The following is an 11,505-nucleotide window of genomic DNA, read 5'->3' as shown; positions in this document are numbered from 1 at the left end:
AGCCCGCATGATCGACGATATCCGCTACCTGATCGTATTCGCCCGCATCGCCGAGAGCGGTTCCATTTCCGCCGGCGCCGAGGCGCTCGGCCTGAGCGCGGCGACCGCCAGCCTGCACCTGTCCAGGCTGGAAAGGAACCTCGGCTGCGCGCTGCTCTACCGCAACAGCCGCAAGCTGTCCCTGACCCAGGATGGCAGCCGCCTGCTGGAAACCGCGCGATCCATGCTGGAACTCTACGAAAAGGGCTTCATCGAGTTCCGCCAGCGCGCCGTCTCGACCCGCAACAGCCTGCGCATCTCGATGCCCGCGGTGTTCATCAATGGCGACTTCACCCGTCACCTGGCGAGCTTCATCGAGGAACATCCGGACCTCGATCTCAGCGTCGCCTGCGACGACAGCCGCCACGACATCATCGCCGACGGCATCGACATCGCCTTCCGCATCGGCGACCTGCCGGACAGCTCGCTGAAGGCCCGCCACCTGTTCCTGCTGCCGCGCCAGGTGGTGGCTAGCCCGGCGTTCCTCGCCCGCCAGGCGCCGCCGGAACATCCGCGCGACCTCGAACGCCTGGAATGGATCGGCCTCGACATGCGCCCCGACAGCCGCGTGTTCGAGCACGCCGCCAGCGGCGAGCAAGCGCAGGTCCGCTACACCCCGCGGATACGCGTCGACAGTGTCGAGGCCTCCTGTCGCCTGGCGCGCCTCGGCGTCGGCCTGGCCGCGCCGCCGACCTACCTGGGCGACGAACCGATACGCCGCGGCGAGTTGCGCGCGGTGCTGCCGGAATGGCGCCTGGCGCCGTTGAAGGTGTATGCGGTGTGGCCGCCGAACGTTCCCGCCAGCGGCATCGCCTACCGCCTCATCAAGCACCTGCACGACGCGTTCAACCCGGGCTAGCGGCGAACTGCAGGTAAAGCATGTAGCCGGCGGTGAACACCAGCGTCGCGCCCATCGCCCGGTTGAACAGGCGCACCCGCCGGGGGCTGTCGAGCAGCAGCGCCACGCGGTCGCCGAGCAGCGCCCAGGCGGCTAGCGAGAGGTAGCAGACCACCAGGTAGATGGCCATGAAGACCAGCAGCGGCGCGTGCGTGCCCGGGCTGGCGAACATTGCCACGCCGGAAGCGCAGGCGATCCAGGCCTTGGGATTGAGCCATTGCAGGAACACGCCCTGGAAGAACCCGGGGACCCCGTTTTCCTCGAGGGCCAGGCGTGGATCCGCGGTGGCGATGCGGTAGCCGACATAGGCGATGAACGCCGCTCCGGCGACGCCCAGATAGTCGAAGAAGCGCGGGTAGGCCGCGATCAGGCGGACGAACCAGAAGCCGACGAACGCCAGCAGCAGGACGAAGCCGAGGGTGGCCCCGGAAACGAACGGCAGGGTCCGGCGAAAGCCATGGTTGGCGCCGGAGGCGACGATGGTCAGGTTCACCGGGCCGGGAGAGATGGACATGCCCAGGGAGAACGCGCCCATGGCGAGCAGCAGGGCTAGCGGCATGGGTCGAACTCCCCGGTCGGGTTGCGGGCTGGCTGGTGCGGGGCGGGCATCGGGGTTCCTCCGTAGGCTCCTGGCGGGGCGCGCCCGAACGGGGCGCGCCGCTGCCCGGAACGCTACAGGGAAAGCCCCCGAGCTTTAACGGGGCAGGACTCAAGGCTGGTTTTGATTTTCCGTGCTTGACGACCGCGCCATCCGCAGGTGCGTGTCAGTCGCCCGCCTGGCCCGGCATGCGGATGCCATGCCGGCGCACCCGCCGATACAGGGTCGCGCGCGAGATGCCCAGCTCACGGGCTGCGGCCAGGGGTTTCCAGCGATGCCGCACGAGGGCGTCGAGCAACGCGTCGCGTTCCGGGCCACCGCCGCTCTCCACTGGATTGACCGGAGCCTGGCCGGCGCCGCGCAGCTCCGCCGGCAGGTCGGCGAGTTGCAGGGTGGGTCCGCCACACAGCGCGCAGGCGTAGCGCAGCACATGGCGCAGCTGGCGGACGTTGCCTGGCCAACGGTAGCCGAGCAGGCACTCCAGCGCCGCCTCGCCGAGTTCGATGCGCACGCCGCAGTGCGCGGTTTCCTCGTCGAGAATGCGCCGGATCAGCGCCAGCCGGTCGCTGCGTTCGCGCAGCGGCGGCAGCTCGAAGCGCGCGCCGCCGAGGCGGAAGTACAGGTCCTCGCGGAAGCCGCCGGCCGCCACCAGCGCCGCCAGGTCGCGGTGGGTGGCGCAGATCACCTGGATATCCACAGCCTGCCGGCGCGCCGCCCCCAGCGGCGCCACCTCGCCCTCGGCGAGCACGCGCAGCAGGCGGGTCTGCAGGCCCAGCGGCATGTCGCCGATCTCGTCGAGGAACAGGGTGCCGCCGTCGGCCTGTTGCAGCAGGCCGCGCATGCCTTTCGCCGCCGCGCCGGTGAAAGCCCCGGCGACATAACCGAACAGCTCGCTCTCGATCAGGCTTTCGGGAATCGCCGCGCAGTTCAGCGCGACGAAGGGTTTGTCGCGGCGGGCGCTGGCCTGGTGCAACTGGCGGGCGAAGACCTCCTTGCCGGCGCCGGTCTCGCCCTGGATCAGCACCGGCAGGTTGCGGTCCTTGACCCGCACCGCCAGGCGCAGGCTCTCGGCGATGCGCGGATCGAGCGCTGTGTCAGCGGCCACTTCGCGCTCCAGCCGCCGCGCCTTCACCCGCGGCGCGCTGAGGCGCACGTGCAGTTCGCCGGCCTGGCCGCGCAGCAGACACGGCGCCTGGTCGGCGGCGGCATGCAGGGCATCGAGGTCGAACACTTCGCCGATGTGGCCCGGCAACCGCCCCAGGCGCTGCCGCAGGAAGTGCCGCGCCGCCGGGTTCAGCGCCAGCAGGCGCCCGTCGGCGTCCCAGGCGAACAGGTAGTCCGGCTGGCTGTCGACATAGCCCGGCGCGCGGTGCGCGCGCAGCACCCAATGGCCCTGGGCGCTGTGCATGAAGAAGGCGTTCTCGATCTCCCGCGCGCTCTGCGCCACCATCTGCCGGATCAGGTGCTGGCTGCGGCGGTCGTCCGGCGATTGCACGGCGGAAACGTCGAGCACACCGAGCAACTCGCCCTGCGGATCGAAGACCGGCGCCGCGGAACAGGTCAGGTCGATGAAGGCGGCGCGGAAGTGGTCGCGCTTGTGCACCGTCACCGGCGCCCGGTCGGTGAGCACGGCGGCCACCCCGCAGGTGCCCTCCTCGCCTTCCGACCAGCAGGTGCCGAGGTACAGCCCGGCCTTGCGGCAGTCGTTGCGGATGGTCGACTCGACACGGTAGTCGATGGTCCGCCCCTGGGCATCGGTGAGCAGTACGCAATAGTCGGCATCGCGCACCCGTCCATGCAGTCGCGCCACCTCTTCGCTGGCGATGCGCAGGAACAGTTCGGAACGCTCGCGGCATTCGTCGAGGAGGGTCTGCGAGAGGATCCGCGGTCCTTGCAGGGAACCGGGGTCGAGGTGGTGCTGCTCCATGGAGCGCCGCCAGGAGTCGAGGATCGGCGTCGGCACCGGCGCCTGCGGCAGGCGCGCGGCGTTCCTCAGGACACGGCTGACACAGTCCACATGGTCCTTCGAGTGTGCGGAAAGCATGGGGCCTCCGTTGCTCGGCATCTTGTTGTTGTGCCGCCCATTAAGCGCCCATCGATGCCCCTCGACAAGCGCCGGGCGACCCCGGCCGACGACTGAGACGAAGCGTCTCAGCGTCTCGCCGGGAACCCGTGCGCGATGACATGGGTTGTCTCGCCGGACGTCGCCCCGGCGGTCGCCGGCCTTCCCATGCCGGCGCTCTACGACGGGCCTTCCGGCCGCCACGCCGCAACCTGGCATCGGCCTTGCTCCAGCCACGGCGACGGCAGGGCGGACTGTCCGCTCCTCCCAACGCCCCGCCGCATACCACCCACAAGAACAATCAGAGGTGAAGCATGCACGCTACGTCGTCCGACGATTTTTCCCTGCACTCCCGGGTCACCCTGGTGACCGGCGCCGGGCGCGGCATCGGCCGGGGCATCGCCGTCGACGGCGGCTTCTCGCTATGAAGCCGACCTCGCCGCTCATCGGCATCATCGCCAACCCGGCCTCCGGGCGCGACCTGCGTCGCCTCACCGCGCATGCCGGGCTGCATTCCAGCACCGACAAGGCATCGGTGGTGCAACGCCTGCTCGCCGCCTTCGGCGCCACCGGCATCCGCCACGCGTTGCTGCCGCCGGACATGACCGGCATCGCCGCCGCCGTGCTCCGGGCCAGCCAGACCCGCCAGGCCCGCGACGGCCACTGGCCGTTCCTGGAGTTCCTCGACATGCCGCTGCGCCAGAGCGTCGAGGATACCCGCCTGGCGGCGCGGCGCATGGTCGAGCGCGGCGTGGCGCTGATCGCCGTGCTCGGCGGCGACGGCACGCACAAGGCGGTGGCCGCCGAGGTCGGCGACATCCCCCTGCTGGCGCTGTCCACCGGGACCAACAACGCCTTCCCGGAGCTACGCGAAGCCACTGGCGCGGGGCTCGCCGGCGGCCTCTGCGCCAGCGGCCGGGTGCCGCCGGAGATCGGCCTGCGACGCAACAAGCGCCTGCTGGTGCGCGAGGCGCGCCGCGGGCTCTGCGAGTGGGCGCTGGTGGACGTCGCGGTGTCGCCGCAGCCGTTCATCGGCGCCCGCGCCATCAGTCGCGCCGAAGACCTCGCCGAAGTCTTCGTCAGCTTCGCCGAACCCCACGCCATCGGCCTCTCGGCGCTTTGCGGACTATGGTCGCCGGTGAGCCGCGAGGAGCCCCACGGCGCCTGGATGCGCCTGCATCCGGACGCCCGCGAGAGCCTGCTGGTGCCGCTGGCGCCGGGCCTGCTGGTGGACTGCGGGGTCTCTGCCGCCGGCTACCTGCAACCGGGCGTGGCCCACGCGCCGAGCCTGTCCAGCGGGACCCTGGCGCTGGACGGCGAGCGCGAGATCGAGTTCAGCGCCACCGACCGCCCGAGCATCACCCTCGACCCTTCCGGCCCGTTCAGCGTCGATGTGCCGGCCACCCTCGCCTACGCCGCCCGCCATCGCCTGCTGGCCGGCCAGCGAACCCCGATGACCCCGTGAAGACAACCTGGAGAACAACAAGATGTCCACTCTGAGCACCGACCAACTGCTCCATGCCTACCGCGTGATGCGCACCATCCGCGCCTTCGAGGAACGCCTGCACGTCGAGTTCGCCACGGGCGAGATACCCGGCTTCGTCCACCTCTACGCCGGCGAGGAAGCCTCCGCCGCCGGCGTGATGGCGCACCTGCGCGACGACGACTGCATCGCCTCCACCCACCGCGGCCACGGCCACTGCATCGCCAAGGGCGTCGACGTGCACGGCATGATGGCGGAGATCTACGGCAAGAAGACCGGCGTCTGCCAGGGCAAGGGCGGCTCCATGCATATCGCCGACCTGGAGAAGGGCATGCTCGGCGCCAACGGCATCGTCGGCGCCGGCGCGCCGCTGGCCGCCGGCGCCGCGCTGGCGGCCAGGCTGAAAGGCAGCGATGCGGTGGCGGTGGCCTTCTTCGGCGACGGCGGCTCCAACGAAGGCGCGGTGTTCGAAGCGATGAACCTGGCCGCGGTGTGGAACCTGCCGTGCCTGTTCGTCGCCGAGAACAACGGCTATGCCGAGGCCACCGCGGCCAACTGGTCGGTGGCCTGCGACCACATCGCCGACCGCGCCGCCGGCTTCGGTATGCCCGGGGTGACCGTCGACGGCTTCGACTTCTTCGCCGTCCACGAAGCCGCCGGTGCCGCCATCGAGCGCGCCCGCGCCGGCGAGGGGCCGTCGCTGATCGAAGTCAAGCTGACCCGCTACTACGGTCACTTCGAGGGCGACGCGCAGACCTACCGCGACCCCGGCGAAGTGAAGCACTACCGGGAAACCCGCGACTGCCTCGAGCAGTTCCGCGAACGCACCAGCCATGCCGGCCTGCTCTCCATCGGCGACCTGGACGCCATCGACGCCGAGGTCCAAGCGCATATCGAGGATGCCGTACAGCGCGCCAAGAACGATCCCAAGCCGGAGCCGGCCGACCTGCTGCGCGACGTCTACGTGTCCTATCCCTGAGCCGCCCGACAACAAGAACGAGGAGAACCATCATGGCGAGAAAGATCAGCTACCAGCAGGCCATCAACGAGGCGCTGGCCCAGGAAATGCGCCGCGACCCGAGCGTCTTCATCATGGGCGAGGACAATGCCGGCGGCGCCGGCGCGCCCGGCGAGGACGACGCCTGGGGCGGCGTGCTGGGGGTCACCAAGGGCCTCTACCACCAGTTCCCCGGCCGCGTGCTGGACACCCCGCTGTCGGAGATCGGCTACGTCGGCGCCGCGGTCGGCGCCGCCACCCGCGGCATGCGCCCGGTGTGCGAACTGATGTTCGTCGACTTCGCCGGCTGCTGCCTGGACCAGATCCTCAACCAGGCCGCCAAGTTCCGCTACATGTTCGGCGGCAAGGCGGTCACCCCGCTGGTGATCCGCACCATGGTCGGCGCCGGCCTGCGCGCCGCCGCCCAGCATTCGCAGATGCTCACCTCGCTATGGACCCACATCCCCGGCCTCAAGGTGGTCTGCCCGTCGTCGCCCTACGATGCCAAGGGCCTGCTGATCCAGGCGATCCGCGACAACGACCCGGTGATCTTCTGCGAACACAAGCTGCTCTACTCGATGCAGGGGGAGGTACCCGAGGAGCTGTACACGGTGCCCTTCGGCGAGGCCAATTTCCTCCGCGACGGCGACGACGTCACCCTGGTGACCTACGGCCGCATGGTCCACCTGGCCATGGACGCCGCCGCCAGCCTGGCACGCCAGGGCATTTCCTGCGAGGTACTGGACCTGCGCAGCACCAGCCCGCTGGACGAGGACAGCATTCTCGAAAGCGTGGAAAAGACCGGCCGCCTGGTGGTGATCGACGAAGCCAACCCACGCTGCTCGATGGCCACCGACATCGCCGCGCTGGTCGCCGAACGGGCCTTCTCCGCGCTGCGCGCGCCGATCCGCCGGGTCACCGCGCCGCACACGCCGGTGCCTTTCTCCGACGCCCTGGAAGACCTCTACATCCCCGACGCGGCGAAGATCGAGGCGGCCGTGCGCCAGGCCCTGGAAGGGAGGGACGCGGCATGAGCCGGATCCATACGCTGACCATGCCCAAGTGGGGCCTGTCGATGAGCGAGGGCCGGGTGGATGCCTGGCTCAAGGAAGAAGGCGCGCACATCGAGAAAGGCGACGAGGTGCTCGACGTGGAGACCGACAAGATCTCCAGCAGCGTCGAGGCGCCCTTCTCCGGCGTGCTGCGGCGCCAGGTGGCGCGCGCGGACGAGACCCTGGCGGTCGGCGCGCTGCTCGGCGTGGTGGTCGAGGGCGAGGCCAGCGAGGAGGAGATCGACGCCGTGGTGCAACGCTTCCAGGCCGAGTTCGTCCCCGGCCACCAGGACGCCGCGGACAGCGGACCGGCCCCCCGCAAGGTCGAGCTGGATGGCCGCGTCCTGCGCTACTTCGACCGTGGCGAGGGAGATGCGCCGCTACTGCTGATCCACGGTTTCGCCGGCGACCTGAACAACTGGCTGTTCAACCACGAGGCGCTGGCCGCCGAGCGTCGGGTGATCGCCCTGGACCTGCCGGGCCACGGCGAGTCCGGCAAGCTCCTGGCGCGCGGCGACCTCGACGAACTCAGCGCCAGCGTGCTGGCCCTGCTCGATCACCTCGAACTGGAACACGCGCACCTGGCCGGCCACTCCATGGGCGGCGCGGTGGCGCTGAACTGCGCGCGCCTGGCGCCGCAGCGGGTGCTGTCGCTGAGCCTGATCGGCAGCGCCGGCCTCGGCGAGGAGATCAACGGCGACTACCTGCGCGGCTTCGTCGAGGCGGCCAACCGCAACGCGCTGAAGCCACAACTGGTGCAGTTGTTCTCCGACCCGGCGCTGGTCACCCGGCAGATGCTCGAGGACATGCTCCGCTACAAGCGCCTGGAGGGCGTCGATGCGGCCCTGCGCCAGTTGCTGGACAACCTGTTCGCCGACGGTCGCCAGCGCAACGACCTGCGTGCCGTGGCGAGCGAGGGCCGCCAGCCGGTCCTGGCGATCTGGGGCGGCGATGACGCGATCATCCCGGCGCGGCATGCCGAGGGCCTGTCGGCCCAGGTAGAGATCATTCCCGGACAGGCGCACATGGTGCAGATGGAAGCCGCCGAGCAGGTCAACCGCCTGCTGCTCGACTTCCTCCGCCAGCACTGAGGAGACGACCGCCATGAACAGTTTCCCGCAAGCCAACGCGGCGATGCGCGCCGCCGTCTGGCACGGTCGCCACGACATCCGCGTGGAAGACGTGCCGCTCCCGGGCGAACCGCCGCCCGGCTGGGTGCAGATCCGCGTGCACTGGTGCGGCATCTGCGGTTCCGACCTGCACGAATACCTGGCCGGCCCGGTGTTCATCCCGGTGGAGACGCCGCACCCGCTCACCGGCCTCAAGGGCCAGTGCATCCTCGGCCACGAGTTCAGCGGCGAGATCGTCCGCCTCGGCGACGGCGTGGCCGGCTTCGCCGTCGGCCAGGTGGTAGCCGCAGATGCCTGCCAGCACTGCGGCACCTGCTACTACTGCCGCCACGGGCTGTACAACATCTGCGAGAACCTGGCCTTCACCGGGCTGATGAACAACGGCGCCTTCGCCGAGTACGTCAACGTCCCGGCCAACCTGCTCTATGCCCTGCCGGCCGGATTTCCCAGCGAGGCCGGCGCGCTGATCGAGCCGCTGGCGGTGGGCATGCATGCGGTGAAGAAGGCCGGCAGCCTGCTCGGGCAGAACGTGGTGGTGGTCGGCGCCGGCACCATCGGCCTGTGCACCATCATGTGCGCGCGCGCCGCCGGCGCGGCGCAGGTGATCGCCCTGGAGATGTCCTCGGCGCGCAAGGCCAAGGCCCTGGAGGTCGGCGCCAGCCAGGTGCTGGACCCCTCGCGGTGCGACGCCCTCGGCGAAATCCGCGCCCTCACCGGCGGGCTTGGCGCCGACGTCAGCTTCGAGTGCATCGGCAACAAGCACACCGCCAGGCTGGCCATCGACGCCATCCGCAAGGCCGGCAAGTGCGTGCTGGTGGGAATCTTCGAGGAGCCCAGCGAATTCAATTTCTTCGAGCTGGTTTCCACCGAGAAGCAGGTGCTCGGCGCACTCGCCTACAACGGCGAGTTCGCCGACGTGATCGCCTTCATCGCCGACGGCCGCCTCGACATCGCGCCGCTGGTGACCGGTCGGATCGGCCTGGAGGAAATCGTCGAACGCGGCTTCGAAGAGTTGGTGAACAACAAGGAGCACAACGTGAAGATCATCGTCTCGCCGGGCGGCTGACGCTTCAGCCCTTGTCGCGCTTGCGACGCAGCCCCGCGGCCGGCGGGGCTTGCTTTACGAAACGCAGAGACGCGGGCGGAGGCTCAGAACCACTTGTCGTTGCGCTTGCGCCGCACCCTCAGCAGCGACGGCAGGATCAGCCCGGCGAACAGGCCGGCGCCGGCGATGCTGCCGCCGTAGACCATGTAGCGCATCAGCACCTGCTTGTTCTCGTCGCCCAGTTGCGCCTGCACCGCACGCAGGTCGGAGCGGGCCTTGCCGAGCTCGGCGTCCAGGTTGCTGCGCGCCGCCTGCAATTCGTCGATCAGCTTCTTGCGCGTGTCGAGGGTTTCCTGCATGCCCTGCACGCGGGTCTTCCAGGTGTCGTTGATGCCGTCCAGCTCGGCGGTCAGCGCCGCCACCTTCTGTTCCAGCTGCGGCAGGCGTTCGGCCTGGCCGGGGACCTCCTGCAGGTCGCGGCTGGGGATCCACACGGTGCTGCCGTTCTCCCCACGCACCTGGCTGTAGTTGCCCTGGGTGCCGAGCAACTCGACCTTCTGCCCGGAAGTGAGGGTGCCGACGATGCGATAGCCATCGGTGGGGCCGCTGCGCACGAAAGTGGTCAGGCTGTCGCTCACCCAGCGCGCGTTGCCGGTCGCCTCCTCGGCCTGCGCCGGAGCGCCGGCCGCCAGCAGGCCGCCGAGCAGGCAGGCTCCGATGACGCGGTTCTGGAACGGGGAAAGAGCGGCGGGGAAGCGACGGGATAGGGACATGGCAATCTTCACATGGCGAGAGAACGAAACCCGCAAAGGGGAGCGAAAAAGCCGGCCAGTCGAATTGTTATGGACAAGCGCGCGACCGGGACGGGGCTACCGCATGGCCAAGGGCCATGCGCCCGGCCCGGTTGGGCCGACGGCTGACAGACAGCGTCCGGTGGGATTGAGTTCACTCGTTTCCGCAGGAATGGATGGATGGTTGTAACAATAAAATTTCGCCGTTCACGCAGGCCCGATGCGATGCGGAAGCGAGGCCCCTGCGGATCGATCCTCGGAATCATCCTCGGATTTCCGCGCCAGCGGCAAACCGCCTCCGACAGCGCCGCGGGCAGCTTGCCATGGCAGCCCGCACACATGGCAAACCGAGCTCCCGGCCGGGCCGCTCGCCGAGACCGAGTGACATCGCGAGCCGGGCGGCGCCCTGTCAGCCCTCGGCGGGCGGCGGCTCGTCCAGCCCGCAGGCCTCGCGCAACAGGTCCAGGTGCTGCTGGCAGAAATCCAGGTAGGTCCTGACGAGGGTCGAGGGATGTCGGTGCGACGGATAGAGCAGGTGGATTTCCTGCTCCGGCAACGGCGACCGCGGCAGCAGCTCGACCAGTTCCCCGGCCCGTACCGCGGCGGCGGCCATGAACGGCGGTAACTCGGCGACCAGTTCGGCGGCCAGGGCACGGGCGCGCAGATGCGCGTAGTCGTTGGTCGCCAGCACCACCCGCGGCTTGACCGGCTGCCCGCCCAGCGACCAGGCACCCTCGCCGCTGCCGCCGGGGGACCACATGCCGGCCGGGAACCGGCGCAGGTCATCGAGCGTCTCCGCCAGGCCCTCGCGCTCGAGCAGGCGCGGACTGGCCACCAGTACATGTCGGTAGGCCAGCAGGCGACGCGCCACCATCGTCTCATGAGCGACCGCGCCGACCCGAAGGGCCACGTCGACGCCATCCTCGATCAGGTCGATGCGCCGTTCGGTGGTGAACACCTGCACGCGGATCTCCGGATAGCGCCGCTGGAACAGCCCGAGCAACTCCCACCAGGGTTCGAAACCGGGCGGCAGTGACAGCCGCAGGCGACCCTTGAGCCGCGCCTGGTCCGAGACCAGGGCCTGCTCCGCCTCGTGCAGCATCTCGACACCGCGAGAGGCATTCTCGTAGAGCCGCATGCCCGCCTCGGTCAACCGCGTCCCGCGCACCGAACGCTCAAGCAACTGCACAGCGAGCTGGCGCTCCAGGTCGCGGACCCGCCGGCTGAGCGTCGGCAGGGGAATCCCGAGGCGACCGGCGGCGGCCGACAGGCTACCCGCCTGGACTACGCCAACGAACATGCGAAGCGCGTTCAGGTCCATGCCTACCTCTCATTGATGGAAACCATCTTCTCTATCTTGTGCATTTTTTATCGAATGCGGAAGGAGGAAGGTAACGACCGTCCACCACG

10 protein-coding genes and 1 pseudogene are annotated in these 11,505 nt (G+C 69.7%); 7 read left to right on the top strand and 4 right to left on the bottom strand.

The features are described from left to right. The first annotated feature begins 7 nt into the window (after positions 1-7). Entirely contained in the window at positions 8-898 is an 891-nt protein-coding gene (locus PSPA7_RS04515; RefSeq protein WP_012074294.1) for a LysR family transcriptional regulator, read from the top strand. Here PSPA7_RS04515 and PSPA7_RS04510 read toward each other — a convergent pair. Next, positions 885-1,496 (bottom strand): LysE family translocator, encoded by a 612-nt coding sequence (locus PSPA7_RS04510; RefSeq protein WP_012074292.1) that lies wholly within the window; start codon positions 1,494-1,496, stop codon positions 885-887. The genes PSPA7_RS04515 and PSPA7_RS04510 overlap by 14 nt on opposite strands. A gap of 205 nt (positions 1,497-1,701) precedes the next feature. Next, positions 1,702-3,579: a sigma-54-dependent Fis family transcriptional regulator gene (locus PSPA7_RS04505; RefSeq protein ID WP_012074291.1), complete on the bottom strand. Its 1,878-nt coding sequence runs from the start codon at positions 3,577-3,579 to the stop codon at positions 1,702-1,704. A 332-nt stretch (positions 3,580-3,911) separates the two neighbouring features. On the opposite strand from PSPA7_RS04505, the pseudogene PSPA7_RS04500 reads away from it, so the two are divergent. The 6 genes and pseudogenes from PSPA7_RS04500 to PSPA7_RS04475 form a co-directional block, all read left to right on the top strand. Continuing rightward, a pseudogene (locus PSPA7_RS04500) lies at positions 3,912-4,004 on the top strand (SDR family NAD(P)-dependent oxidoreductase); the annotation flags it as partial. Between the two features lie 17 nt (positions 4,005-4,021). Further along, a complete protein-coding gene (locus tag PSPA7_RS04495) occupies positions 4,022-5,062 on the top strand; it encodes an ATP-NAD kinase family protein (RefSeq protein WP_012074289.1) in 1,041 nt (346 codons plus the stop codon). A 22-nt stretch (positions 5,063-5,084) separates the two neighbouring features. Continuing rightward, on the top strand, positions 5,085-6,059 hold the full coding sequence (locus PSPA7_RS04490; protein ID WP_012074288.1) for a thiamine pyrophosphate-dependent dehydrogenase E1 component subunit alpha: 975 nt from the start codon (positions 5,085-5,087) through the stop codon (positions 6,057-6,059). A 32-nt stretch (positions 6,060-6,091) separates the two neighbouring features. After that, positions 6,092-7,111, top strand: a complete 1,020-nt coding sequence (locus PSPA7_RS04485; RefSeq protein WP_012074287.1) for an alpha-ketoacid dehydrogenase subunit beta — start codon at positions 6,092-6,094, stop codon at positions 7,109-7,111. Then, on the top strand, positions 7,108-8,220 hold the full coding sequence (locus PSPA7_RS04480; protein ID WP_012074286.1) for an acetoin dehydrogenase dihydrolipoyllysine-residue acetyltransferase subunit: 1,113 nt from the start codon (positions 7,108-7,110) through the stop codon (positions 8,218-8,220). Before PSPA7_RS04485 ends, PSPA7_RS04480 begins: the two co-directional genes overlap by 4 nt. 43 nt (positions 8,221-8,263) lie before the next feature. Then, complete coding sequence (locus PSPA7_RS04475; protein WP_225317491.1) at positions 8,264-9,325, top strand: 2,3-butanediol dehydrogenase; 1,062 nt, start codon at positions 8,264-8,266, stop codon at positions 9,323-9,325. Between the two features lie 83 nt (positions 9,326-9,408). On the opposite strand, the gene PSPA7_RS04470 is transcribed toward PSPA7_RS04475, so the two are convergent. Continuing rightward, positions 9,409-10,077 (bottom strand): TIGR04211 family SH3 domain-containing protein, encoded by a 669-nt coding sequence (locus PSPA7_RS04470; RefSeq protein ID WP_003151799.1) that lies wholly within the window; start codon positions 10,075-10,077, stop codon positions 9,409-9,411. A gap of 427 nt (positions 10,078-10,504) precedes the next feature. Continuing rightward, complete coding sequence (locus PSPA7_RS04465) at positions 10,505-11,416, bottom strand: LysR family transcriptional regulator (protein WP_012074284.1); 912 nt, start codon at positions 11,414-11,416, stop codon at positions 10,505-10,507. Positions 11,417-11,505 lie beyond the last annotated feature (89 nt).

This window comes from Pseudomonas paraeruginosa PA7 (genome assembly GCF_000017205.1).
Lineage (GTDB): Bacteria > Pseudomonadota > Gammaproteobacteria > Pseudomonadales > Pseudomonadaceae > Pseudomonas > Pseudomonas paraeruginosa.
Note: the sequence above shows the minus strand (reverse complement) of the source record. Positions and strands in the feature narration are given on the sequence as shown.